This is a genomic window from Paraburkholderia phosphatilytica, assembly GCF_003443895.1.
Taxonomy (GTDB): Bacteria; Pseudomonadota; Gammaproteobacteria; order Burkholderiales; family Burkholderiaceae; genus Paraburkholderia; species Paraburkholderia phosphatilytica.
This window is the reverse complement of record NZ_QQOA01000020.1, coordinates 105,877-130,893: the sequence shown is the minus strand read 5'-3', so window position 1 is coordinate 130,893 and position 25,017 is coordinate 105,877. Positions and strand designations below refer to the sequence as shown.

Annotated in this window: 26 protein-coding genes and 1 pseudogene; 14 read left to right on the top strand and 13 right to left on the bottom strand. The window is 64.4% G+C overall.

Going from position 1 to position 25,017, the window contains the following annotated elements:
* From DVS29_RS37650 to DVS29_RS21525, 5 genes and pseudogenes are all read left to right on the top strand, one after another.
* A pseudogene (locus DVS29_RS37650) lies at positions 1 to 87 on the top strand (IS5/IS1182 family transposase); the annotation flags it as partial.
* A gap of 910 nt (positions 88 to 997) precedes the next feature.
* Positions 998 to 1,231, top strand: coding sequence for a hypothetical protein (locus DVS29_RS36950; protein WP_124800675.1), 234 nt, complete (start codon positions 998 to 1,000; stop codon positions 1,229 to 1,231).
* A 94-nt stretch (positions 1,232 to 1,325) separates the two neighbouring features.
* Positions 1,326 to 1,853 carry a type II RES/Xre toxin-antitoxin system antitoxin gene (gene parS / locus DVS29_RS21535; protein WP_118182515.1) on the top strand — a complete coding sequence of 176 codons (528 nt, stop codon included), beginning with the start codon at positions 1,326 to 1,328 and terminating at the stop codon, positions 1,851 to 1,853.
* Positions 1,850 to 2,329 (top strand): RES family NAD+ phosphorylase, encoded by a 480-nt coding sequence (locus DVS29_RS21530; protein ID WP_118182514.1) that lies wholly within the window; start codon positions 1,850 to 1,852, stop codon positions 2,327 to 2,329. Before parS ends, DVS29_RS21530 begins: the two co-directional genes overlap by 4 nt.
* Positions 2,330 to 2,378: 49 nt before the next feature.
* Positions 2,379 to 2,567 carry a hypothetical protein gene (locus DVS29_RS21525; protein WP_118182513.1) on the top strand — a complete coding sequence of 63 codons (189 nt, stop codon included), beginning with the start codon at positions 2,379 to 2,381 and terminating at the stop codon, positions 2,565 to 2,567.
* A gap of 13 nt (positions 2,568 to 2,580) precedes the next feature.
* Here DVS29_RS21525 and DVS29_RS21520 read toward each other — a convergent pair whose 3' ends face one another.
* Entirely contained in the window at positions 2,581 to 3,315 is a 735-nt protein-coding gene (locus tag DVS29_RS21520; protein WP_118182512.1) for an IS6 family transposase, read from the bottom strand.
* A gap of 365 nt (positions 3,316 to 3,680) precedes the next feature.
* On the opposite strand from DVS29_RS21520, the gene DVS29_RS21515 reads away from it, so the two are divergent.
* Both DVS29_RS21515 and DVS29_RS21510 read left to right on the top strand, forming a co-directional pair.
* Positions 3,681 to 4,133: a MarR family winged helix-turn-helix transcriptional regulator gene (locus DVS29_RS21515; RefSeq protein ID WP_118182511.1), complete on the top strand. Its 453-nt coding sequence runs from the start codon at positions 3,681 to 3,683 to the stop codon at positions 4,131 to 4,133.
* 27 nt (positions 4,134 to 4,160) lie between these two features.
* On the top strand, positions 4,161 to 4,490 hold the full coding sequence (locus DVS29_RS21510) for a hypothetical protein (protein WP_118182510.1): 330 nt from the start codon (positions 4,161 to 4,163) through the stop codon (positions 4,488 to 4,490).
* A gap of 110 nt (positions 4,491 to 4,600) precedes the next feature.
* Here DVS29_RS21510 and DVS29_RS21505 read toward each other — a convergent pair whose 3' ends face one another.
* The 5 genes from DVS29_RS21505 to DVS29_RS21485 form a co-directional block, all read right to left on the bottom strand.
* Positions 4,601 to 5,458 carry an SIS domain-containing protein gene (locus DVS29_RS21505; RefSeq protein ID WP_118182509.1) on the bottom strand — a complete coding sequence of 286 codons (858 nt, stop codon included), beginning with the start codon at positions 5,456 to 5,458 and terminating at the stop codon, positions 4,601 to 4,603.
* An 84-nt stretch (positions 5,459 to 5,542) separates the two neighbouring features.
* Entirely contained in the window at positions 5,543 to 6,541 is a 999-nt protein-coding gene (locus DVS29_RS21500; protein WP_118182508.1) for an ABC transporter permease, read from the bottom strand.
* Between the two features lie 21 nt (positions 6,542 to 6,562).
* The gene (locus tag DVS29_RS21495) at positions 6,563 to 8,068 is read right to left on the bottom strand and encodes a sugar ABC transporter ATP-binding protein (protein ID WP_118182507.1); all 1,506 of its coding nucleotides are present in this window, start codon (positions 8,066 to 8,068) and stop codon (positions 6,563 to 6,565) included.
* 65 nt (positions 8,069 to 8,133) lie between these two features.
* Positions 8,134 to 9,111, bottom strand: a complete 978-nt coding sequence (locus tag DVS29_RS21490; protein WP_205962492.1) for a sugar ABC transporter substrate-binding protein — start codon at positions 9,109 to 9,111, stop codon at positions 8,134 to 8,136.
* Between the two features lie 86 nt (positions 9,112 to 9,197).
* A complete protein-coding gene (locus DVS29_RS21485; protein ID WP_118182506.1) occupies positions 9,198 to 10,634 on the bottom strand; it encodes an FAD-binding oxidoreductase in 1,437 nt (478 codons plus the stop codon).
* A 240-nt stretch (positions 10,635 to 10,874) separates the two neighbouring features.
* Between DVS29_RS21485 and DVS29_RS21480 the strand changes: the two genes are divergently transcribed.
* The 7 genes from DVS29_RS21480 (at position 10,875) to DVS29_RS21450 (ending at position 17,271) form a co-directional block, all read left to right on the top strand.
* Positions 10,875 to 11,522, top strand: coding sequence for a glucose-6-phosphate isomerase (locus tag DVS29_RS21480; RefSeq protein ID WP_118182527.1), 648 nt, complete (start codon positions 10,875 to 10,877; stop codon positions 11,520 to 11,522).
* Positions 11,519 to 12,490, top strand: coding sequence for a shikimate dehydrogenase family protein (locus tag DVS29_RS21475; RefSeq protein WP_118182505.1), 972 nt, complete (start codon positions 11,519 to 11,521; stop codon positions 12,488 to 12,490). Before DVS29_RS21480 ends, DVS29_RS21475 begins: the two co-directional genes overlap by 4 nt.
* A gap of 65 nt (positions 12,491 to 12,555) precedes the next feature.
* Positions 12,556 to 13,329: an SDR family NAD(P)-dependent oxidoreductase gene (locus tag DVS29_RS21470; protein ID WP_118182504.1), complete on the top strand. Its 774-nt coding sequence runs from the start codon at positions 12,556 to 12,558 to the stop codon at positions 13,327 to 13,329.
* A gap of 3 nt (positions 13,330 to 13,332) precedes the next feature.
* Positions 13,333 to 14,277 carry an MBL fold metallo-hydrolase gene (locus tag DVS29_RS21465; protein WP_205962491.1) on the top strand — a complete coding sequence of 315 codons (945 nt, stop codon included), beginning with the start codon at positions 13,333 to 13,335 and terminating at the stop codon, positions 14,275 to 14,277.
* Positions 14,278 to 14,301: 24 nt separating this feature from the next.
* On the top strand, positions 14,302 to 15,807 hold the full coding sequence (locus DVS29_RS21460; protein ID WP_118182503.1) for a xylulokinase: 1,506 nt from the start codon (positions 14,302 to 14,304) through the stop codon (positions 15,805 to 15,807).
* Positions 15,804 to 16,526, top strand: coding sequence for an HAD family hydrolase (locus tag DVS29_RS21455; protein ID WP_118182502.1), 723 nt, complete (start codon positions 15,804 to 15,806; stop codon positions 16,524 to 16,526). Before DVS29_RS21460 ends, DVS29_RS21455 begins: the two co-directional genes overlap by 4 nt.
* Positions 16,489 to 17,271, top strand: coding sequence for an SDR family NAD(P)-dependent oxidoreductase (locus tag DVS29_RS21450; RefSeq protein ID WP_118182501.1), 783 nt, complete (start codon positions 16,489 to 16,491; stop codon positions 17,269 to 17,271). The genes DVS29_RS21455 and DVS29_RS21450 overlap by 38 nt, the downstream gene beginning before the upstream one ends.
* 542 nt (positions 17,272 to 17,813) lie before the next feature.
* Here the strand turns inward: DVS29_RS21450 and gabT are convergent.
* From gabT to DVS29_RS21415, 7 genes are all read right to left on the bottom strand, one after another.
* Positions 17,814 to 19,088 (bottom strand): 4-aminobutyrate--2-oxoglutarate transaminase, encoded by a 1,275-nt coding sequence (gabT, locus tag DVS29_RS21445; RefSeq protein ID WP_118182500.1) that lies wholly within the window; start codon positions 19,086 to 19,088, stop codon positions 17,814 to 17,816.
* Positions 19,089 to 19,091: 3 nt separating this feature from the next.
* On the bottom strand, positions 19,092 to 20,801 hold the full coding sequence (locus DVS29_RS21440) for an NAD(P)/FAD-dependent oxidoreductase (protein WP_118182499.1): 1,710 nt from the start codon (positions 20,799 to 20,801) through the stop codon (positions 19,092 to 19,094).
* Between the two features lie 67 nt (positions 20,802 to 20,868).
* Positions 20,869 to 21,405 (bottom strand): hypothetical protein, encoded by a 537-nt coding sequence (locus tag DVS29_RS21435; protein WP_118182498.1) that lies wholly within the window; start codon positions 21,403 to 21,405, stop codon positions 20,869 to 20,871.
* Positions 21,402 to 22,517 (bottom strand): beta-ketoacyl-[acyl-carrier-protein] synthase family protein, encoded by a 1,116-nt coding sequence (locus tag DVS29_RS21430; RefSeq protein WP_118182497.1) that lies wholly within the window; start codon positions 22,515 to 22,517, stop codon positions 21,402 to 21,404. The genes DVS29_RS21435 and DVS29_RS21430 overlap by 4 nt, the downstream gene beginning before the upstream one ends.
* The gene (locus tag DVS29_RS21425) at positions 22,514 to 23,245 is read right to left on the bottom strand and encodes a hypothetical protein (protein ID WP_118182496.1); all 732 of its coding nucleotides are present in this window, start codon (positions 23,243 to 23,245) and stop codon (positions 22,514 to 22,516) included. Before DVS29_RS21425 ends, DVS29_RS21430 begins: the two co-directional genes overlap by 4 nt.
* Positions 23,246 to 23,258: 13 nt before the next feature.
* Positions 23,259 to 24,668 (bottom strand): class I adenylate-forming enzyme family protein, encoded by a 1,410-nt coding sequence (locus DVS29_RS21420; RefSeq protein WP_118182495.1) that lies wholly within the window; start codon positions 24,666 to 24,668, stop codon positions 23,259 to 23,261.
* A 15-nt stretch (positions 24,669 to 24,683) separates the two neighbouring features.
* The gene (locus DVS29_RS21415; protein WP_240655722.1) at positions 24,684 to 24,974 is read right to left on the bottom strand and encodes an acyl carrier protein; all 291 of its coding nucleotides are present in this window, start codon (positions 24,972 to 24,974) and stop codon (positions 24,684 to 24,686) included.
* Between the last annotated feature and the right edge of the window lie 43 nt (positions 24,975 to 25,017).

Below are 25,017 nucleotides of genomic sequence, written 5' to 3'. Positions count from 1 at the left end.
GAGCGCCTTGCCTTCATTCACGAAGCTTTCCTGAAGCTGGCCTGCTGCATCATCTGTTGGCGCCACCTTCAAAAATCATTTTGTTAACGCTTCTTAGACGGATGCAACTTTATCTCAGAACTCTGTGCTGTTCCAATCGATTGCAAATCATAGACGCTGGGCGGATCTTTTCAATGCCGTCTTACCGCACAGCGGATGGCTTCGTGCCCCGGGTGAGAGTGTCTCCTGGGAATTCTCACCTTACCAAATTCGAGTGTCACGGTACATATGTCGTGGAACCACACCGGCCGCCGCTACGACTCGCGTATTGATGGTTAGCTTGAATCCCTGGCATTCCTCACCTTTCTGTTGATCCCGCATTTACTCACCTTCCAGAGACGAGGTAACGCCAGGCGGTAGCTGACGGTTCACCTTGCCGTGCCCCTTCCGGAATCGTTCGAACTCGTGGTCGGATGGCTCGCGTCGAATTTCGAAATGATAGAAGTAGCGAGTCGCTTGCCTGAGCCGCCGGCCAAGGCAGCAAGGATTGTGATCAGATGCTCGTGTGCACCCTGCAAGAGCGGACCCGAGATCATGTTGGACATGACCGCGAGAGCAACGTCGGTACCGATCTTGGGCCCGCTTTCATCGAACCAGTTCGACATGCGTGTGATGTGAACGTTGGAGTGACCACTTCGCGGACAACAGTTCCTCGGTTGTGCCGACTGACCTCGAGCCCTGAAACAGTGGACCTTGCCTTGTGCGGCGGGCCCAACGCCGCGGCGATCTCGGCGTCATCCGGTAACGGCGCATCGGGCTTGAGCCAGCCGCGTTGTTCGGCCAACTCTCGCAGAGCGGCGAGCTTGCGCCGTCCCATGTAGCAACAGCATGCCAGTTCGCGCTCGGAATCCCCGTGGCGCATGCGCACGAGAACCTGTCGATGTTGGTGCATCTCGATTCTCCATCGGCCCATCGCAGCCCCCCTTGGGGGGATCACGCCCCACAAGGTAAGCCCGCAATGAACATCACGATCGGGATGCTCGATTCCTTCCCTGGCTCCTATATGCCGAAAGCCGGCTGGCTCCTATATGCCGGAAACGAAGTGGCTCCTTTATGCCGGAAGCCCGGTGGCTCCTATATGGCGGAAGATGACAAGATCTCGCAGGAGCCTTCCAATCTGCTGGTCGAACATTTTTTGGGGGGCATAACGCTCATTGGCGCCTCCCGTCACTGGCCTCGCTTTGCAGCATAGTGGCAGCTGGCTCGCCACACAAAAATGCGTCCGTCGAGGTCCCTCGCCACGCTCATTTGAGCTATACTAGATGCTCACTTGAGGATAGCACGCCATGGCCCTAAACTTCATTCGGCGCACCAAACGAGCCGCCGCCCAGAAGACGGCCGTCCCCGTTGCGACGCAAACTGCAGCGGTGCGTGAGTCGGGGAGAGTTCTCGACTTCGTGTACATCTACGAAGCAGCTCCGATGGAGCGCATCCAGCTGATCAAAAACGGCGTGAGGGCCGACGGCCTCGTCGACCTGGCGACGTCGATGCATACGACCAAGGACCAGCTCTTCAGGCGTCTCGGGCTTCCGAGAGCGACGGTCGACCGGAAAGCTCGCAACAAGCAGAACCTGTCGCAGGAACAGTCGGAGCGCGTGATTGGCCTGATGAAGCTGGTTGGACAGGTGAAGACCATGGTCGAGCAGTCGGGGGAGCCGGAGGGATTCGACGCAGCACAGTGGGTCGGACAGTGGCTCGAGAAGCCGAATGGCGCGCTTGGGGGCATTCCTCCCGCCGAACTGATGGACACTGGCGAAGGTCAGGAGGTGGTTTCGCGTCTTCTTGCGAGAATGCAGAGCGGAGCCTATGCATGACGGTGGCGATCTGGCGAATCGCGACCGACACGCCCGACTACACTGCGGATGACCTGTCCGGCGAGGGCGCGAAGCAGACCGGTGGCCGGTGGAACAGGCCCGGCGCGGCGGTACTGTACTGCGCATCGAGTATCGCTCTGGCTGCGCTCGAAACGGTCGTGCACTGGAACGCCGAAGGGCTGCCGCTGAACAGGTATCTGGTCAGGATCGATGTGCCGGATGATATCTTGCACGCGGCGACGACCGTAACTGCGGCAGCCGCGCCGGTCGGCTGGGACGCTATCCCCGAGGGCAAGGTAAGCCTGGATCTGGGCGACAACTGGCTGGGCGCCAAGAAATCCGCGATCCTGCGCGTACCGTCGGTCATTGTTCCGGAAGAGTTCAACATACTCGTCAATCCACTGCATCCAGACGCAGTCGCCGTTACCGCATGCAAGCTGCGCAAATGGATTTACGACAGTCGGATCAGGCAGTAGACGCCTTTACCCCACCGTATGCATGGGTGACGGTTAGCCGAGACGCAGCATGAACCACCTTGACGCAAAATCGACCCTCGAGACGCTCGCCCGCGGCGTCGATCCCGCTACGGGCGAGGTCCTCACGGAACAGAGCCCGTTCAACAATCCGCAGGTGATTCGCGCGCTGTTCCTGGCGGTCAAGGAGCTCGAAAAGTGGCTTTGTCACGTTCACGGTCCCGGTTCGCAGAATTGGTAAGTAAAACTGCCATTCAAAAAGTGGCAGACGCATTTTGGGCGACACCGGTGAAGGCTCGCCAGGATTCGAAGCGCGCAGCGAGCTGCCTGCGGTAAGCCGAAGTGCGTAGCAGGTGCCGCCCGATCGCGAAGTGTTGGCGGATTGGACCGAAGCTCGACAGGAACGCCTGCGTACGTTTCGGATCCCGGAATCCGCGCATGCGGCGTTCGCGCTCGCGCGTGGGCTGGTGGCTGTTCTCCGCCCGGTTGTTCACCCGGGCTGCGGCCTTCACGAACACATGCTTCACGCCGGCCAGCGCTGCAATCTCTGCCTTCCCCGCCGGGTAGCTTCGCAACTGGTCGGTGACGATCGTGCGCGGCACAGGCGCCGAACGCAGCACCCGTTTGAAAAAGCGCTTTGCTGCCGCCCTGTCGCGCCGCTTTTGCAGCAGGATGTCCAGTTCGGTGCCCTGTTCATCGACCGCGCGCCACGGCACCCACGGTTCGCCGCGCAACGTCACAAACACTTCGTCAAGGTGCCAGGTGCTGCCGGGCTTGCGTCGGGCAGCCTTCGCACGACGGGCAAAGCCCGCGCCAAATTTGTCGCACCAGCGACGGATCGTCTCGTAGCTCACCACCACGCCGCGCTCGAACAGCAGTTCCCCGATGTCACGCAGGCTGAGCTGGAAGCGGAAATACCAGCGCACCGCACAGGCAATCACGGCAGCGGGATAACGCTGGCGATGGTACAGGGATCGGGACGATTTCATCCCGACAGCTTACCCGGCGACCGCCGCTCGAAACATCGGACCAGTCCGGTTAACGTGACAAAGCCCGGGAAACAATTCACTGCTTGATCCGCAAGCAGAGAATCAGGTGCTTTAGCTGCCCCCGATTTTCTAAACCTACACTTGCGCTTCAAACAAGGCAACTCGCGACTTTTCCCAGTGCTAACGCGTACGAGAGCAACGAAGCTGCAACCTTCTCAACCAAAATAGCGATGGGATAAGTTAGGTTGCTGGCGTTGGCGCTCGGTTTTCAACTTGCAACTCCATTCCGAGGTGAGAGGAAGCGGCAAACCGAAAGTCTACAGCTTATATGTACAGTTAAACTGTACATATGCTATCGTTGCGCCATGAGCAAGCAACCACCGTCTGCCGGTTCGACCGATCTCGCCGCCTTGGCGGGCGACCTGCGCATTGCCGTCAGCAAACTGGTCCGCCGCGCGCGCGAACATTCCACCGCCGGCGACTTCACGCCGGCCCAGAAATCCGTGCTCGTCCATCTGGAACGTGACGGCCCAGCTACCGTTTCCGCTTTGGCGCGTGCCGAGCACGTCAAACCCCAGTCGATGCGGATCACGGTAGGCAGCCTGGAGGCGCTAGGCGTCGTCAAAGGCGAAGCCGATCCAGGCGACGGACGCAAAACCCTCATCGACCTCACGCCGTCATTCAGACGAACACTCCAGGCGAATCGCGCTGCTAAAGAGGACTGGCTGATCCGTGCGTTCCAGGCGCAGCTGTCCGCACAGGAACAGGCGACGCTCGCCGCTGCGGTCGAACTGCTGCAGCGGTTGGCCGACTTCTGAACATCCTTGACACGAGGAGTGCCTGAAATGAACTGGCTGCATGTCGTCGCGTACTTTTTCGGCGGTGCCTTTTTCTCGAATGCCGTGCCGCACTTCGTGGGCGGCGTGATGGGAGAGCCCTTTCAGACGCCGTTTGCGAAACCGCGGGGAATCGGGCTGTCGTCGTCGACCGTGAATTTGCTGTGGGGCTTCCTCAATATCGTCGTCGGCTATCTGCTGACGTGCCGCGTCGGCGATTTCGGACTCAAGGTGACGAGCGACGTCGCGCCGTTCGGGCTTGGCATCCTGGCGTTGGGACTGTTCGGCGCGCGGCATTTCGGCAGCCTGCACGGCGGCAATACGCCCGGGCAGTCGTGAGTGAGCACGAACGACGACTTCCACTCACCCACCTCCTGGAAGTCCTCACCATCGAACCGGCTCCCGCAAATCCTCACCTTTGGTGAGCATCCGCACGCACGCCAACCCGCTCACACCCCACCGGTCGATCTGACTTCGGCGAGCCGCTTCTTCATATGCAGTACGTCGCGCGTATGTTCTTCGCCTCTGCGCAGCGCAACGCTCGTGGACAGGATGTCGACGATCACAAGCGCCGCGAGGCGTGACGTGGTCGGTGTGTAGACGTCGGTGTTCTCGAGCGTTTCCGCGATCACCGCGACATCCGCGTAGCGCGTGATCGGGCTTTCGGAGCCCGTGATGACGATCGTGCTCGCGCCGCGTTCGCGCGCGGTGCGCGTCACTTCGATCAGCGAGCGCGTGGTGCCGGTGTTCGAGATCGCGACCACCGCGTCGCCCGGCTTCAGCATCGATGCCGCGATGAACTGCTGATGCGAATCCTGATGCGCGACACAGGGCACGCCGAACAGCGGAAACTTCTGCTGCGCATCGAGCGCGACGATACCGGATGCGCCAAAGCCGAAAAACTCGATGCGATTCGCGGCGGCAAGCAGATCCACCGCACGGCCGATGGCGGCGAAATCCAGCTTCTTGCGCGCCCAGTCGAGGCTCGTGATCGTGTAGTCGAAGATCTTCGTGGCGACGCTTTCGGGGTTGTCGTCAGCGGCCAGCACCGAATGCGCGGCCGGCGCGCCGAGCGCGAGACTTTGCACGACGCGGATCTTGAACTCGCGAAACCCGCTGCACCCGATGATCGAGCAGAACCGCAGCACCGTCGGTTCGCTCACCTGCGCGGCGCGCGCCAGTTCGGCGAGGCTGGTATCGGCGATGGAATTCAGGTTCGCAAGGATGTATTCGGCAACCTGCCGGCTGCCGCGCCGCAGGTTGGGCCGTGCGCGATCGATCAGTTCGAGGATGTTGTAGTCGGACACACGAGGTTCCTTCGTTCGATAAACACAGGGCGCCGCGAACGGCGCCCTGGCGGACAGGACCAGAACTGAAGTGTATCGGAAGCCTTAGCGCCGCCAGAAACGGGCGCCGCGCTGCGACAGCACAGCCGCCACGATGATCACGCCCATCACCACCTGCTGATGATAGCCCGGCACGCTGGCGAGGTTCATGATGTTGCCGATCACGCCGAGAATCAGCACGCCCATCAGCGTATTGAGCGCGCCGCCCTTGCCGCCGGCAAGACTCGCGCCGCCGATCACCACCGCCGCGATCACCGTCAGCTCGTCGCCGACGCCGACTGTCGGCGCGCCCACTGCCGCACGCGACGTCGAGATGATGCCGGCCATCGAGGCGAGCACGCCCGATGCAACGTAGGTGCCGAGAATATGCCGCGCCACCGGCACGCCGGAGAGCCGCACCGCTTCCTCGTTGGAGCCGATCGCGCGAACCACGCGGCCCGCGCGCATCCGGTTCAGCGCGATGCCGCCGCAGACGAACGTGATCAGCATCACGAGCGTGGGGCCGGGAATGCCGAGGTACGAATGCCGGCCGAAATCGAGCAGCGCCTGGCCCGCGTCGTCGACGAGAATCGGCGAGCCGTTCGACACGATCATCGCGATGCCGCGCGCCACCGTCATCATCGCGAGCGTGACGACGAACGGCGTGAGCCGGAACCACGCGACCAGCACGCCGGAAACCAGCCCGCACGCCGCGCCGACGAGAAGCGCCGCGCACAACGCGAACACCAGCCCGTGGTCCGGAATCAGCATCGCGGACAGCACGCTGCCGAGCGCCGCGATCGAGCCGACCGACAGATCGATGCCGCCCGTCAGCACGACGAGGAGCATGCCGACCGACATGATGCCCACGCCCGCCACCTGCCGAGAAATGTTCGCGAGATTCGGCACGGAGAAGAAGTCGTCGGACACGAACGACGCGGCGATCACGAGCACGATGAGAATCGCGACGGTATTGAAGCGGCGCGCGATCGTCCACCAATGTCTGGCCTGCGCGCGGCCGGATTGCGACCGGTGTGAATCGGGCGTGACGGCACTGGGATTCATGATGTGAGTCTCCGAACGTTATCAGTGCGCAAGCGCGGCCGGTTCGTCGGCATCGCGTTGCAGGGACAGCGACAGGATGCGTTCCTCGCTGTAGTCATGCGGTTCGAGCTGGCCGCGGATGCGGCCTTCGCCCATCACGAGAATGCGGTCGCACAGGCCCATCAGCTCCTGGTGTTCGGACGAGATCACGAGCACCGCCTTGCCGCGCTCCGCGAGCTGGTTGATGAGCGTATAGATCTCGGCTTTTGCGCCGACGTCGACGCCGCGCGTCGGTTCGTCGAGGATGATCAGGTCGCCGTCCGCATGAAACCACTTCGCGAGCACGACCTTCTGCTGGTTGCCGCCCGACAGCGTGGACACGTCCGCATCCATCGAGCGCGCCTTGATGCGCAGCGACTCCATCAGCTTCTTCACATAGTCGCGTTCGCGCCCGAACGTGAGAAAGCCGAGCGGTCCGCTGACCGAACGCAACGCGGCGAGCGTCGCGTTCACGCGGATCGGCATCGACAGCACCGCGCCCTGGCCCTTGCGGTCTTCCGGCACGAAGCCGATGCCGGCGCGCACGGCGGCCATCGGCGAGCGCACGTGCAGCGGCTTCTGCTTCAGTTCGATGGTGCCGCTGTCGCGCAGGTCCGCGCCGAAGATCAGCCGCGCGACCTCGGTGCGGCCGGAGCCGATCAGTCCGCCCAGCCCGACCACTTCGCCCGCGCGCAGCGTGAACGACACGTTCTGCACCGCGTCGCCGCGCGTGAGATTCGATACCTTCAGGATTTCGTCGCCGAGCGCGGCGTGACGTTCGGGGAACAGCACCGACAGCGGGCGGCCGACCATCTTGCGGATCAGCTCGTCGCGCGTGATGTCGGCGGGCTTGACCGTGTCCACGCGCTTGCCGTCCTTCAGCACGGTGATGCGGTCCGCGATCGCGAACACCTCTTCCAGTCGGTGCGAGATATAGACGATGCCGACGCCGCGCGAGCGCAGGCCGCGCACGATGTCGAGCAGCCGGTCCGCGTCGGAAGGCGCGAGCGCGGCGGTGGGTTCGTCGAGCACGAGCAGCTTCAGGCTGCCGCTCAGCGCCTTCGCGATTTCGATCACCTGGCACTGCGCGGCCGACATGTGCTCGACCAGCGCAGCCGGATCGATGTCGAAGCCGAGGCTCGCGATCAGCACGCGCGCCTTCTCGCGCAACGTGCGCCAGTCGATCACGGCCGGCATCGCGCCGAGGAACACGTTCTCCGCGATGGAGAGGTCCGGCGCGAGCGCGGTCTCCTGGTGGATCACCGCGATGCCTTCGGCGAGCGAAGCGTGCGGGTCGCGGAACGTCATCTCGCGGCCTTCCACGTGGATCGTGCCCGCGTCCGGCTGATGGCCGCCGCCGATCACGCGCATCAGCGTCGACTTACCCGCGCCGTTTTCGCCGACGAGCGCATGCACCTCGCCGCTGAACACGTCGAAGTCGATGCCTTCGATCGCATGGATGCCGCCGAAGCGCTTGTCGATGCCGGTCAGCGCAATAAACGGATTCATTCAGCTGTCTCCGAAACGCCGCCACGCCGGACCAGCCGGCGCGGCGTGAAATACCCGGACGGTCGTCAGAAGATGGCCTTCGGGTTGTAGAACTTGTCGACGTTGTCCTTGTCGATCACCGCCGACGGCGTGTACGAGATCTTCGGCACGTTCGAAGCCTGGCCCTGCGCCGCCTTCATGCCGATGTCCACGGCCGTGCGCGCAACCAGTGCCGGGTCGTTCAGCGCGGTCGCGCCGTACTTGCCCTGCTTGATCAGCGCGAGCGCTTCCTTCTGACCGTCTGCCGCGGCCACGAGCGTGATGCCGGTGCGGTTCGCGCTTTCGATCGCGCGGCGCGCGCCGAGCACCATGCTGTCGTTCTCGCCGAGCACCATGTTGATGTCCTTGTTCGCGACGAGCAGATCTTCCATCGCCTTCAGGCCGCCTTCATCGGTCCAGTTGCCCCAGCCCTGGCCGACCACCTGCACGTCGACCTTGCCGGTCTTCGCCAGCTGCGCTTCGATGATCCCTTCGAGCACGCCGTCGCGCCGTTCCTTGCCGACCGGATTGCCCTTCTCGCCCGAGATGAGCGCGATCTTCAGCGGTTTGTCGCCCATCGTGCCGACCACCCACTGGCCGACGAGCGCGCCGTTCTCGCGGTTCGACGACTGCACGAGCGTCAGGTACTTCGCCTTCGGATCGAGCGTGCTGTCGATCACGATCACCTTGACGCCCGCCGCGGTCGCTTCGTTCACCGCGCCGACGAGACCCTCGGGATCCGCCGGATCGATGATCAGCACCTTGATGCCGCGCGTGATCATGTCCTCGACGTCGGCGATCTGCTTCTGCATCTTGCCTTGCGCGTCCGCGGCGATCACCTGGCCGCCCAGCTCGGTCGCGCGGGTTTTCGCGGCGTCCATCGCGGCCGCGAAGTACGGTGCGTTGAGCACCTTCATCGAAATGCCGACCTTGATCTTGTCGGCGGCCAGTGCGGAACTGCTGGCCAGCACCGCGGCTACGGCCAGTGCTGCTCCGCTCATCATCCTGCTCATGAGACGCGTCATGTCCCCTCCTTGTTGTGCGTGGTTACGCGATTGATCGACTGCTGGAATTCATGGGCCCGCATCGAACGTGATAGCCGCGCGCGCCGTCATGGCGGCAGCAGCTTGCCAGGGTTCAACAGGTTGAGCGGATCGAGCGCGGCCTTGATCGCGCGCATCGCGGCGAGCTCCGCCGGCGAGCGCGACAGCGCGAGCACCTTCAGCTTCTTGAGACCGATGCCGTGCTCCGCCGAAACGGAACCGCCCATCTCGCCCGTCACGCCATAGACGACCTGCTGCACGTCGGGCGCCACGGTAGGCGGCCAGTCCGGTTCCTGCACGACGATGTGCAGGTTGCCGTCGCCGAGATGGCCGTAGATCAGGATCGTCGCGTTGGGCCAGCGCTCGCGCAGCTTCGCGCCGCAACGATGCGCGGCGTCGCCGACGTCGCTGATCGCGAAGCTCACGTCGAACGACACGCGGCCCGGAATCAGACGCGGATATTCGCCGGGCGCATCGCGGATCGCCCAGAACGCGGCCGCGTCCGCTTCGGACGACGCAAGCGCCGCATCGGCGATCACGCCTTGCTCGAGCATGTCGGACAGGAATTCCTCGAACGCGGCGCTCTGGCGTTCCGGATCCGCGCCGCTGCTTTCCAGCAGCACGTAGTACGCGTGGCGGCCTTCGAGCGGCGCGCGCAGTTCAGGCAGACGCTGCAGCACGAAGTCGTAGTAGCCCGGCCACATCACCTCGAACGCGGAGACACCCGCGGGCAGTCGTTCCTGCGACTGTCGCAGCAGCGTCGTGACCGCGTCGTAGCTGGGTACGCCGCACCACGCGGTGGACACCGCGCGCGGCTTCGCGCGCAGCCGCAGCACGGCGCGCGTGATGATCGCGAGCGTGCCTTCGCTGCCGATCAGCAGATTGCGCAGGTCGTAGCCGGTGTTGTTCTTGATCATCCGGCGCAGCCCGCCCACCACGCTGCCATCCGCCATCACCGCTTCGAGATCGAGCACCTGCTCGCGCATCATCCCGTAGCGGATCACGCGGTTGCCGCCCGCGTTCGTCGCGAGATTGCCGCCGATCGTGCAACTGCCGCGCGCGCCGAGATCGAGCGGAAACATGAAGCCCGCTTCATCCGCGGCTTCCTGCACCGTCTGCAGCGGCGTGCCCGCGAGCACCGTCATCGTCGCGCCGACCGGGTCGATGCTTTCGATGCGGTTCATCCGTTCGAGGCTCAACGCCGCTTCGCCGCCGAGCATGCACGCGCCGCCGGCGAGACCCGTGAGGCCGCCTTGCGCGACCACCGGCTGACCGTGTTCGTGACAGATACGCATCGCGATGGCGACGTGCTCCGTCGTCCGCGGCCGGATCAGCGCAACCGGGTCGGCGCTCGGCGTGCGGCTCCAGTCGGCGTGCTTGCGGCCTTCGAACTCCGGCGGCAGCGTCACGACGTCCGCGCCCAGTGCGTCGCGCAATGCGCGCACGGCGCGCTCGCTTTGCTCGGCGGTGAGCGCGGGGCGCAAGGACGTCGCGGTGTGCTGCATCGCATTTCTCCTGATGGGGTGCCGCGCGCTCCAAGGCGTCTTTCCTGCTGCGGAAAGCGGCCGGCCGCGTAGCCGGAAAACTTTAGTTCTTCACATTGCAAACGATAGTAACACTATTATTTAGTCGAAGCATCGCTCAAATAAAACCGGGAAAACCCCGATGAAAACGCAAAAACCTATGTTTAACTTTACTGAAGTTAACGTTAGAATCGGCTCAACCTGATAACGGAGATGGACCTCATGCAATGGCCTGAACCGCGCTCGTTCGACGTGAACCTCGACACCGGCCTGATGGTCGGCACCGATACGCGCTACCAGAAGCGCCTCGCGGACCTCGACGGTCTGTATGCCGACGCCGCCGCGTTCAGTGCGCTGGCCAGCGCGCGCGGCGACGAGATCGTCTATGACGTGACCGACCATCGTCCGAGCGATCGTCCCGGCGATCTGATCACCGGCGTCACACGCATGAGTCCCGGCAAGGTCGGCAACGAATACTTCATGACGCGCGGCCATATCCACGCGAACATCGACCGGCCGGAGCTGTACTTCGGACTGAAGGGCGAAGGGCTGATGCTGATGGAGTCGCCCGATGGCGAAACGCGCATCGTCGAGGTTCGAGCGAACACGGTCTGCTACGTGCCGCCGCGCTGGATCCATCGTTCGGTCAACCTCGGTGCGGGCGATCTCGTGATGCTGTTCTGCTATCCCGCCGATTCGGGACAGGACTACGCGATCATCGAACAGTCGAACGGCATGCGGCTGCGGATTGTCGACGACGGCCACGGCGGCTGGCGCAGCGAGCCGAACCCCGCCTGGCGCGAGCGTTCGGACGCGGACGTCAAGGCGCTGATCGCGCGCGCCGGCGTGGCCGAAGGAGCGACGTCATGAGCTACGCGGCGGCACGACGTCCCACGTTCTACTTCATCGGTGTGACGACGTCGCAGAGTTCGATCATGCGGGTCTTTCCAGCATGGGCGAGGCATCTCGGTCTCGGCGACGTCGAGATGAAAGGCATCGACTTCGAACCGCATGCGGCGCCCGAACGGTATCGCGAAGCCGTGCAGTTTCTGAAGCACGATCCGCTGTCGCTCGGTGCGCTCGTGACGACGCACAAGATCGACCTGTACGCCGCATGCCGCGACCTGTTCGACGAAATCGACCCGCACGCGCGAATGATGGGCGAGACCAGCTGCCTGTCGAAACGCGACGGCAAGTTCGTGTGCCACGCGAAAGACCCGATCACGTCCGGTTTTGCGCTGGACGGCTTCCTGCCCGAGCAGCACTTCGCGCGTACCGGTGCCGAGGTGTTTTCGATGGGTGCGGGCGGCTCGACGATCGCGCTCACGTGGCACCTGATGCAACGGAGCCGTGGCGCAGACCGTCCTTCGAAAATCGTCGTGTCGAACCGCTCGGCTGCGCGGCTCGAAGAGATCGAGCGCATTCATCGCGAGCTGAATCTCGATGTGCCATGCGAATACGTGCTGGCGCCGCACGCAGAGGACAACGACGCCGTGCTCGCGCGCCTGTCGCCAGGCGCGCTCGTGATCAACGCGACCGGTCTCGGCAAGGACGCGCCCGGTTCGCCGCTCTCCGATGCAGCGTCGTTCCCGGAACGCGCGATCGTGTGGGACCTGAACTACCGCGGCAAGCTGGTGTTTCTCGATCAGGCGCGCGCGCAACGAGACACGAAGCACCTGCAGATCGAAGATGGCTGGACGTACTTCATCTACGGCTGGACACGCGTGATCGCCGAGGTGTTTCATGTCGACATCCCGTCTCGCGGCGCGGCGTTCGACGAAATCTGCCGGATCGCAGCGGAGGCGGGCAAACCCGCGGCCGCGCGGCCTGTCGCGTGACGTCGGCGTTCTGACGGCGCCGCAGCGCGCGCGTGCTCACCCTCATTCCATCGAAGGACCGATCGATGTATCTGGAAAAATTCAGGCTCGACGACAAGATCGCCGTCGTCACGGGCGCCGCGCGCGGCATCGGCTTCGCGATTGCGGAAGCGCTGGCCGAAGCCGGCGCGCGCGTCGTGCTCACCGACATGAATCCGGCGCTGCTCGAAGAAGCGGTCGCGAAGCTCGCCGCAACCGGTGCGAAGGTGGAGAGCGAACTGCTCGACGTGACCGATTCGACGGCCGCGCAGCGCGTGAACGATGCGGTGATCGCGCGGCATGGTCGCGTCGACGTGCTCGTCAACAACGCGGGCATCGCGATCTCGAATCACCCTGCGGAAACGATGACCGACGAGATCTGGAACAAGGTCATCGACGTGAATCTGAACGGCGTGTTCTGGTGTTGCCGCGCGTTCGGCAAAGGCATGCTGGAGCGTGGCGCGGGCAGCATCGTCAACGTCGGCTCGATGTCGGGCTTGATCGTGAACCGGCCGCAGGAGCAGGTGAACTACAACGCGTCGAAGGCGGGTGTCCATCATCTGACGCGTTCGCTCGCAGCCGAATGGGGTGCACGCGGCGTGCGCGTTAACGCGGTCGCGCCCACTTACATCGACACGGAGATGAACCGCTACGTGTACGAGAACGACGAGATGTACCGGCATTGGGTGGGCGGCACGCCGATGAACCGGCTGGGGCGCGTCGACGAGATCGCATCGGTGACGCTGTTCCTCGCGAGCGAAGCCGCGAGCCTGATGACCGGATCGATCGTGCTCGCCGATGGCGGCTACGTCTGCTGGTAAGCGATGAATACGGCGCTTCGTCCGGCGATGCAGACGCAGGCGGAGATGTCGCTCGACGCGCCGGTATGCGTCGGCGTGGAGCGCTTCGACATGCCGCTGGCCGTGCGTCTCGCCGATACAGCGAGCACGCCGTGTGCCGATGATATCGTGCTGTACTGGCTCGGTCAGGCGGGCTTCGTGATCGACTGTCAGGGCAGGCGGATGCTGATCGATCCGTATCTGTCGGACACGCTCGCGGACAAATATCGCGGCACGCGCTATCCGCATGTGCGGATGATGCCGGCGCCGCTCGTGCCCGCGGATCTCGACCGGCTCGATGTCGTGCTGTGCACGCATCGGCATACGGATCACATGGACCCGGGCACGCTGCAGCCGCTTGCCGCGCGATTTCCCGCGTTGCGCTTCGTGGTGCCGGCCGCATCCATCGATGAAGCGATGCGGCGTTGCGGCGTCGGCATCGAGCGTCTGATTCCCGTGGATGCCGGCATGCGCGTGCGGATCGGCGACGATTGCCACGTATCGCCGATTCCTTCCGCGCACGAGACGCTCGAAGCGGATGCCGAAGGCCGCTACCCATGGCTCGGTTATGTGATCGAGACGTGCGGCCTGCGTCTCTATCATTCGGGCGACTGCGTGCCGTATCCGACGTTGAGCGAGCGCGTGGCGCAGCAGCGGCCCGACGTCGCGCTGCTGCCCGTCAACGGCCGCGACGAAGCGCGCAGCGGCAACGGCGTACCGGGCAATTTCACGCTGGATGAAGCAGTCGATCTCGCGCACGCTGCACGCGTACCGGCGATGATCGTGCATCACTACGGGCTGTTCGATTTCAACACGATCGAGCCGGACGCGATCGACGCGCGGATCGCGAGCGAGCGCAGCGCGCTGACGTTACTGCGCGCGCAGACGCAGCAAGCGTGGCGGCTGACGCGAACGGCCGATCCGACCTAACCCACGAGGATGGGCAGAACAACGATGGAGACAAGCTACCTGGCGATCGACGTCGGCACCGGCAGCGTACGGGCCGCGCTCGTCGATGCGCGTGGCGCGATCCGCGGTATCGCGGCGCGCGAGCACGAGCAGATCGTGCCGCGCTACGGCTGGTCGGAGCAGCGTCCCGCCGACTGGTGGTCGGGTGCGGCGCACGCCATTCGCGAAGTGCTCGACAGCGTGCCGGGTGCCGCGGCGAACATCGCTGCGATCTGCGCGTGCGGCCAGATGCACGGCACCGTGCTGATCGATGCCGACGGACAGCTGACCCGCGAAGCCGCGCCGTTGTGGAACGACAAACGCACGCTCGCGCACGTCGACGCGTTCCGCGCAAAACATCCGCCCGATGCGTATCTCGCGCACACCGCCAATCCGGCCACGCCCGCGTGGCCCGGTTTCAAGCTGCAGTGGATCAAGGAGCACGAGCCGCAAGCTTACGAGCGCGCGGCGACGGTCTTCATGCCGAAGGACTACGTGAACTTCCGGCTGACGGGCGAGCGCGCGTGCGACTGGTCCGACGCATCGACGAGCTTCCTGATGGACCCGGCCACGCGCACGTGGTCGCAGACGATGCTCGACGAGATGCTACTGGACGGACGCAAGCTCGCGCCGATCCGCGCGCCGCTCGATGTGCTTGGCAGCGTGACGAAACAGGCCGCAGCCGAAACGGGCCTGCTCGAAGGCACACCGGTGCTGGTGGGCGGCGCGGATTATCCGGTGTCGGTGCTTGGTTCGGGCGTGTATGCGCCGGGTCTCGCGTCGGACATCACGGGTACGTCGTCGATCATCACTGTGATTGCCGACACACCGATGCTGCATCCCGAAGTGTCGAATCTCGCGACCTGCGAAGGGCTGTGGGGCCGCTTCATGCTGCTCGACTCCGGCGGCGACGCGATGCGTTGGGCGCGTCGCGCGTTCCACGAGAACACGCTCTCCTACGACGAAGTCGCGCAGAAGGCTGCGAGCGCGCCGGTCGGCGCCGAGGGGCTGTTCTTCCTGCCGTATCTGACGGGCGAACGGCTCGGCGAGCATTCGAATTCGCGCGCGCAGTTCTTCGGCATCACGGCGAGGCACGGGCTCGGCCATCTGCATCGCGCGGTGCTCGAAGGCGTTGCGTTCGGCGTGCGTCGCCACATCGGCCTGATCGAATCGACCGGCGCGCGGATGGAGCGGCTCGTCGCGGCGAGCGGCGGGGCGAAGGCCTCGCTGTGGCTCGAGATCAAGGCGAGCATGTACCGCACGCCGATTCTCGTGCCGAAGGAAGTGGAATGCGGCGTGATCGGCTGCGCGATTCTGGCGGCGACATCGCACGGGCAATTCGCGCGCCTCGGCGATGCCGTCGACGCGTTCGTTCACTTCGAGCGCGAGATCGCACCCGACCCGCGCGCGAGCGACGTCTACGACCGGATGATGCCGATCTTCGAGCGGCTCTACACGCACTCGCAGCGGTTCTACGACGACCTGGACCGCCTCGCGGCGCACACCTCATGACGAACGCGACGACCCAGCGAACGCAGGCAATTCTGTGGGACATGGACGGCACGCTCGCGGACAGCGAGGCGCTGCATCTGCAGACTTTGCTCGACGTGCTCACGCATCACGGCGTGACGGCGGGCGACGAGCTGCATCCGCTGATTCTCGGCATGACGGGCCGCGAGGTGCATACGCTCTGCTGCGAACGCTTCGGACTGGCGACGAAATTCTCCGCGTGGGCGGCGTTCCGCGCACGTCGCTATCTGGCTGGCGCGCCGCTGCTGAACGAACGAGCCGGCGCGCTCGACGTGTACCGCGCGGCGCAACGCGCGGGCATCGCACAGGCGATCGTATCGAACTCGTCGCGGATGCTGCTCGAAGCGAATCTGCGCGCGCTCGAACTCGAAGCGCCGGATCTCGTCACCGTCAGCGCGAACGACGTGCGGCGCGGCAAGCCCGACCCCGAACCTTATCTGCGCGCCGCGTGGCTGCTCGGTGTCGAACCTGCGGATGCGATCGTCGTCGAGGACAGCCCGACCGGCGCGCGTGCGGCGATCGCAGCAGGGATGCGGGTTATCGCGTGGCCGGTGGACGGAGGCGATGCAACGAGTTTTCCCGCTGCGGCGCGCGTCGTTCGTTCGGCGGATGAACTTGCCGCCGCGCTCGAGCTGGTAACGATCAGTCAAGGAGCAGATCACGATGGAACACGGGCAACTTCAGCAGCAACGCGGCGATGAAGTCGATGCATTCCGCGCCGGGCTGTTCGACGGCAAGACGGTACTCGTATCGGGCGGCACGAGCGGGATCGGCCTGGCGATTGCACAGGGCTTTGCGCAACTGGGCGCGATGGTGATTGCCACCGGCAGTTCGCAGGCGAAGCTCGATGCGCTGAACGCGGACCGCACGCTCAGCGGAATCCGCTTCGCGCGGCTCGACGTGCGCAATCACGACGACATCCAGCGCTTCGTCGACGAACTCGATACGCTCGATGTGCTCGTCAACGCGGCAGGCGTGGCGCGCCCGGCGGACGAGTATCGCGACGATGTGTTTCGCGAAGTGATCGACGTGAACCTCACGGCGGCGATGCGGCTTTCGATGGCGGCGCGCGTGAAGCTGGAGAAACGTCAGGGCGCGATCGTCAATGTCGCGTCGATGCTCAGCTATATCGCGGACGTCGAGGTGCCGGCGTACTGCGCGAGCAAGACCGGCATGCTCGGCTTGACGCGTTCGCTCGCGCACGCATTCGGTATCGCCGGCGTGCGCGTGAACGCGATTGCGCCCGGCTACCATCGCACGGCGATGACGCGCGCGTTGTGGGAAGACCCGGCGAGCGCGAACCGGATCGCCGCGCGCAGCGCATTGAAGCGCTGGGGCGAAGCGGACGATCTGGTGGGCGCGGTGCTGTTTCTGTCGTCGAAGGCGTCGGCGTTCATTACCGGCGCGACGCTGCCGGTGGACGGCGGGTATGTGAGCGGGGTGTGATGTCTGCTTGCGCAGTCGGGCTGGTGCGGCGTGCGGTCGACTATCTCCCGGAAACGCTCACCTTTCGGTGTGTGCGATGTAACGTCGGTGCACGCTCGGCTAGTCGAGTCACGAGGTTACCGGGGCGCGAATTGGTGAGGATTTCCAGGAGATCGCGAGTGAAGTGAAGCGCTCTCCGATCGTTGCGCTCACCGTTTCGACGCTTTCGTCTTTTCAAACGAATCGATGTCTAGCGTTCGCCAGTGCGGCCTGTCAACGCAGTCTTGGGGTGCTATCAGCGCGATTGGTGAGGATTTCCAGGAGTTGCCTGCGAGCGGTGGCAAAGGTGATGTCACTGCTCGTCAAGCTGCTCACGTTTTCCGACGCGTCGCTAAAAGGTGAAGCGCTTGCGATCTTCTACCTTCACCGCAATGCTGCGCAGATGCGTGAGTCGTGACTCCCTGGATATCCTCACCGTTTCGCTTTGCTTCCAATGCGGACGGCGCTCATCGCCTCTTAGGTGAGGATATTCAGGAGCATCTTGCAGTTCATCGAAACACGCCTCACGTCAGCCTCGAAAAGCATTGATCCAGAATCGCGAGCGCAGCCTGCAGTCGCTCAACGCCGATCGTGAGCGGCGGCAGGAGCCGCAGCACATTGCCGTGCGCGCCGCCGGCCAGCAACAGCAAGCCTTGCTCGCGCGCCATCGCAAGCAGTGACTTCGCGCGCTGCGTCGCTGGGTGCCCATCGGCTTCGCGCAGTTCGATGCCGATCAACGCGCCGATTCCGCGTACGTCCGCGATCACCGGATGGCGCCGCCGCATGTCGTGCAGTGTCGCGCGCATCGCCTCGCCGATCTCGCGGGCGCGGGCAGGCAGCTGTTCACGTTCGATCACGTCGAGCACCGCGAGCGCGGCCGCGCACGCGAGCGGATGACCCGCGTACGTCCCACCGAGCCCGCCGGGTCCCACGGCATCGACGATCGCGGCTCGACCCACGATGCCGGCGAGCGGCAATCCGCCCGCGATCGATTTGCCGAATACGACGAGATCGGGCACGACGTCCATCTGCTCGATCGCGAAGAACGTGCCGGTACGTCCAGCGCCGCTCTGCACTTCGTCGGCGATCAGCACGATGCCATGCTGGTCGCAAAGCTCGCGCAGACGCGCCGCGAACGCGCGCGGCGCGACCTGAATGCCGCCTTCGCCCTGCACCGGTTCGAACAGGATCGCGGCGATGTCCTCGGGCGCAGCGTCGTTGCGGAAGATCTGCTCGATGCTGTCGATCGCACGACGCACGTCCACGCCGTTCAGCGTGTCGGGAAACTGCGCGCGGTAGACGTCGCCGGGCATCAGTCCCATACCCGCAGCGTACGGCGACACCTTGCCGGTCAGCGCGAGCGTCATGAACGTGCGCCCGTGAAACGCGCCGGTGAACGCGATGACGCCGCGCCGCTGCGTATGCGCGCGTGCAATCTTGATCGCGCTTTCCACCGCTTCGGCGCCGGTCGTGAAGAGCGCGGACTTGCTGTGCGCGCCGCCGGGCATCAACGTGTTGATGCGCTCGCATACGGCGACGTAGGGCTCGTAGGGCAACGCGGCGAAGCAGGTATGCGTGAAGCGTTGTAGCTGGCGCTGCACCGCGTCGACGACGTCGGGATGCAGGTGACCCGTGTTGAGCACCGCGATGCCGCTCGTGAAATCGATGTATTCGCGACCGTCGACGTCGCGGATCAGATCGTTTCGCGCTTCGGCCACGAACACCGGATGAGCCTGATTGAGGCCGCGCGCGACGGCGGCCTGGCGGCGCGACAGCAGCGCCGCGTTGCTGAGGTCCATGGCTCACTCCACCGTCGCCTGTTGCTGCATCTGCGCGGCGAGGCGCGCATCGGCGCGTGCGGCGAGTGCGAGCCGGTCGCCGTCGCGATAGCGGTCGAGAAAATCGAAGGGCCGTGCGCTCGCGCCGCGTGCGAGTTTCGCGGCGAGACCTTCCGGTGCATGATTGGCCCAGTCGAGCAGCGACTGCGCGAATTCCGTTGTCGGACGCGAGACGTAGCGGTTCGTGAAGTTCGCGAAATCGAGCGGCAGGTGCTCGCGGTTCGCTTCATACAGGCCGTGCAGCATATCGATCGTTTCGCGTTCGCCGATCTCGCCGGCGTTGAAACGCTCCATCGCTGCGCACGCGCTATCGAACATGCGCTCGTAACGATGGCTCTCGATCGACAGATGACCGGGATACGTCGCGGCGTCGAAGGTCGTGCGCAGCGCATCGTCGTCACGCTGCGCGAGATAGTCGGCCAGTATCCGGCGCAACCGCAACACGCCAATGTAGCTGCCGCTCAGCCAGACGCGGAACCATGCGTTCCACAGCGGGAAAGTCTTGAAGGCCGTGTACGAATTGGCCACCAGACGGTCGTTGATGCGGACCACTTCGAGGCTGTAGCGCTCGAGCGTCAGCAGGTTGTCGCGCTTCCATACGTCGGTCCTGGCCGATTCGAGCAGCACCGGTGCAATCCGCACAATCGATTCGAACGTGTTGACGAGCCCGCGCGAGAACAGCGGATCGACGAAACCCACCGCATGACCGAGCAGGCAGTAACGATCGCCGACGGTCGTGCGGCTCGTGTAGTTGAGGCGTGGCGCGACGGTCCATTCGCGCACGCGCGCGGCCTTCGTGAAGTGCTTCGCAACCGACGGATGATCAGCGAGGAACTGCTGGAATTCATGTTCCGGATCGCGGCTCGCCGGACCATGCTTGCCGATGTCGAACTGCAGGCCGACGCTGCACAGCGGATTCGTGCTGAACGGCTGGTTGTTGAACGGGATGATCCACAGCCAGCCGCAGTCGAACATATGGTGCAGTGTGGTCTGAGACAGCGCGGTGGGCGAACCGTGTACCTCGACTGGCGCGATCGCGTCTTCGTACAGGTCCACGCCGACCATGTGCGTGAAAAGCGAGCGCGTGTTCGCCTGCATCGGCCGCGCGCCGTCGCGTAGTTTTAGCGCGTCCGCAAGCGGCGAGCGGTAGCCCGCGGCGTCCACGACGAAGCGTGTGCGCAGCGTCTGCCCGTCCGCGAGTGTGAGCGTTACGCCGTCGTCTGCGACGTCGATCGTCTGGATGCGCGCCTGCTGGCGAATTGCGGCGCCGAGCCGGGCGGCGAGCGCGACGTAATACGCGTCCACGTCCTGGCGAAACAGATGCGCTTCGGGCGCGAGCACCGGCGTGGACACGACGTCGTTGATATTGTGCTCCTTGCGAAAGCCGTTCCACGCGAAGCTGAACGCGAGCTTGACGCCGGCCGCGGACGAACCGATGTGCTGGTTGATCTGCGCGATGTTGCCGGGATACGCGAGTTCGGGAATGCCATAGCGCTCGGCAAGCAGCTCCAGCAAGATGGCGCTCTCCGGCACCATCGATTCGCCGACGGCAAAGCGCGGATGCGTACCCGCGTCCAGCACGACGACTCTCGTGCCGTGCTTCGCGAGGATGGCACCGAGCATCGAGCCGGAGATGCCGGAGCCGATGATCGCAATATCGTAGTCGTAGGTCATGATTGGTTATCCGAAATAGTATGAATTGATCCTGGTCTGTTTGGCGTCTCGCGCTTGTGTTCAGGCTTCAAGCGGAGTCGTGTTTGCCCGCCAGAACGGCCGTGACGCGAATGTCATCGTGTTCGCTGAAATCCGCGGTGGCGAGAATCAGATAACGTGCGTCGCCGCGTGCGAGCCACGTCGCGGCGAGCGCGTTTGCGAGCGACTGCGCGCGCAAGGCGGTCATCGTCAGGTGCAAGGTCGGGCCGCGAAAGCCGAAGCGCGTGCAGCAGAACGAGATGGCCGCGCCCGCGTTCGCGTTGATGAACGCGACGGGCGACACGCGGCCGTTGCGGCTGACGTCGCTGAACACGCGTTGCGACTTCGCGCGTGGAAATGCCAGACCGGACTGGATCATGCCAATGCGATCCGTGTGCGGTTCGAGCCGCGCACGATGCACGCGATACAGCCGGCCGACTGCCTCCAGCACCGGCAGCACGACGGGGTCGGCGTTGCGCATCCCGGCGCTTATTTCCGGATGCATACGCGAAATATCGATGCCCGCGACTTCGCACACGTCGATAACCGCGAAGCCGCAGGTCTCGTTGACGATCAGGTCGATCATGCGTCGCTCCGTTCGAAGACGAGACTCGTGTTGAACCCGCCAAAGCCGATCGTGACGCTCAGGCCGTATCGTGCATCGATCGAGGCTGGGGCGGCAATCGGCATCGGCAGATCGAAGTCGTGGATCGGTGTGCCGAGGGCGTAGATTGGCGGCACGCTTCGACGCTGCAGCGCAAGGATCAATGCGATCGCTTCGAGTGCACCCGTGGCGCCGAGCGTGTGTCCGAACGCGCCTTTGGTCGCGAAGACGGTTGGGCACGACGCGCCGAAGAGGCGCCCATAAGCGGCGCTCTCGATGCGGTCGTTGGTGGGCGTGCCGGATCCGTGCGCGTTGATGACGCCGATATCGTCAGGACGCAGACCGGCCGCGGCAAGCGAACGGTTCACCGCGAGCCGGATGCCGTTGCCGTCGCGATCGGGTGCGGTGAGGCCCGCGGCATCGTTCGACGAACCCGCGCCGCGCAGTAGCGCATAGGGCTGCACGTCAGCCCGCTTGTCGGCCCGTTCTAGCACGAGGAAACCCACACCTTCGCCGAGGATCGTGCCGTCGCGATGTTCATCGAAGCTGCGCAGTGTAGTCGACGACATCGTGCCGAGTGCGGTGTGCGCGAGTCGCTTCGCGTCGCTCAGCACATCGGCGCCGCCGCAGATGCAGCAGTCGGCCATGCCGGCATCGATCAGTTCAGCGCCGACGAGCAGCGCATCCGAACCCGACGAACATGCCGTAGAGAGCGCGATGGATGTCACGCCGAATTCATCCGCCACGTCCTGCACCCAACGGTCGAGCGGTTGTGTGACGCACTGCGAGTCGTCAAGACGTGCGCCGAAGCTCGTGCCCACCACGAGCACCGTGCGCTGCCGGTGCAGCGGCACCGGTAGATGTGCATCGTCGATCGCGGCCGCGACGGTTTGCTTCGTGAGGTCGTGAAGCGTCGCGGCGATATCGTCACGGTCGATGTCGGGAATGGCCGCGACGCGCTCGTTCTTCAGCGCATGACGTGACGCTAGCGGCGCGATGCCGGACTCGCCATTGACGAGCCGCTGCCAGACGCCGTCGAGCGTGCTGCCTAAAGCGGTGCGCCATGCCATGCCTGTCACGACGATTGGCGTCATGACATGTGCTCCACGTGGGAGCGCGAGGGGGCCGTCGCAAAGTGCGCTCCGTACACGCGCAAAAACTGATCGGGGCGCGACGTGTCGAACGGATTCGGACAGAACGTGTCGTGTATCGCGTTGCCGTCGAACGAGATCGCGCGCTGCATCGGCTCGCGCTGCAGCCAGTCGTCGCCGATGAAGTGTGGCGTGACGTCCGCGGCGTCGAAGCCTGCGAGTTCCTCGGGCCGCATGAACTTGCGCTTCTGGCGATCGAACACCTGCCGGTACGCCGACGAATCGAAATAGCGGATCCGTCCATCTACGACGAACGCGTTCAGCGAGTGCCAGCGCTGCGGCAGATACAGATAGTCGACGTACAGCTGGCGGATTGCATACACCGGCTGCGCAAGCAGCACGCTCGCGAGCGTGCCGGCCACGTCGCTCATCTCCGTGCAGAAGCACGGCAAGCGCGGCGCGTCGGCCTCGACGAACGCGCGCAGATAATCCGCAAGACCGAGCGACGGAATGATCTCGTCGCGATACCGTGCATAGACCGCTTCGTGATGCGCCCATTCCGCTTGAGGGTGACGCAGCCGCATCACGTTCGCAGGCCAGGTGCCGAACACGTCGGGCTCCTGGGTGATGTGGCACATATGCAGCGGGATGACTCGCACCACCTGCTCGATGGTGGAGAGTCCGTATTGCTCGATCACGGCGCGGGCCAGTGCGCTGATTTCCTCGGTCATAGCCGCTCTCTCCTTATTTGTAGAACTCATGCTGCTGACGATTCACGGCCGTCAGCGTCAGGCTGTGTGGGCGCTCGTGCCGCTTGAGCGCTTTGAGGATGCGGCTGCGCATCGCATCCGCGTCGCTCGGGCTCACCATGCGTTCGTCCACCACGATGTCGAGCAGATAGCCGTCGAGCGCGTCGGAACCCATCAGCGTCCGGGTCTTGCAGGTCAGCACACCGGGCAACGCGCGGCAGAACTGCTTGATGGCGGCGAGATTGATCTTCTCGTCGTTGAGCACGATGAAATCCGACTTGCGATTGCGGAAGAACAGATAGCCGTCTGCATCGATCTCGAAGATGTCGCCGGTGCGAAGCCACCTGCGGCCGTCGAGTTCGATGAACGGGCTTTTCGCGTTGCGGCCGATCTTGCGCTTGAGCAACGTGTCCGAATGCACCAGCAGTTCGCCGATGCCTCCACTGAGGAGGTCTGCGTCCAGCAGGCGCACCATCGTGTCGCGCATCGGCAAGCCAGCGGATGCGAATCTCGTTGCGTCCACTTCGTGTGCGTTGCAGGTCGACACACGAGGGCCTGCTTCGGTGATGCCGTAGGTCAGATAGAGCGCCGTGTCGGGATAACGCGTCACGAATGCGCTCGCGTGCTCCGGCGCGAGCATGTCTCCGCCGACCGTGAGCGCGCGCAAGCCGCGCGGCAACGTCGACGCGCGGTCCACAACCAGTTCTCGCAGCAATATCGGTGTCAGCGAGCTGACGGTGACCGCGTGCCGCGAGAGATCGGCGACATACTGCGAAGCGATGAACGGCGGCCCACCAATCACCAGACGTGCGCCGCATTCGATGCTCGCGATCGCCTGCGCCACGAGCGCGAACGAGTAGTAGAGCGGCAGGTTCACGAGCACCGTATCGGCCGCGGTGAGGCCGATGTCCTCCGCGTGCTTGCGCGCGTTCGCACGCAGCGATTCGAACCCGTGCACACAGCCGCTGCTGAACTCCGACGACGTGCCGGACGTGGTCAGGATCACTTCGCCGGCATGCGTGACCGGCGATGTGTGCGTAGAGAAGAAGCCGGTCTCCCAGCCGTGCTGCGCATCAACGTCGCAAAGTGCCAGCTCGCGGCACAGTGTTTCGCCCAGACGCGGTTTGACGATCGCAGCTGCGCGGAAGTCTTCAGCCATCTGCCGCAGGCGCTCGGCGGGCGTGGTCGGCGATACCATCGCGGGCACGTAGCCGGCGGCGACGAGCGCGAAGAACAGGCGCAGCAGCCTGACGCCATTCGGCATGCCGACCAGCACGACGCTGCCGTCTGGCAACGCGTGCCGGCGCAGCGTCGCGATGAACCGGTCGACCTCGGCGGGCGTGCAACGTGGAGACGAGAGACTCGACGTTTCGACGATCGCGCCATCTCCAGCGCAAATGTCCATGAGCGCGCCCACCGTTCAGCGCGCCACGGCGTGAACGGCTGCGCCGGCGTTCAGCTTCGACAGGACGAAGCTTGCCAGCACGTCGCAGTTGAGAAAGTTGTCCGGTACGAATTCGCTTTCGTCGATGCGGATGCCGAACGCTTCCTCGCATTGATACTTGAGCTCGATGAAGCCGATCGAATCGATGCCGATCACGGACTGGAATCCGTCGGTCAATCCGATGCGTTCGGGCGAGATGTCGACGTCGAGCTGCGTGGCAATGACGTGACGCAGACGATCGACGATCTGCTGCCGGGTTTCGTTCATGACGATCCTCGTAAAAGTATGTGGGGGAAGACGGATGGCTATT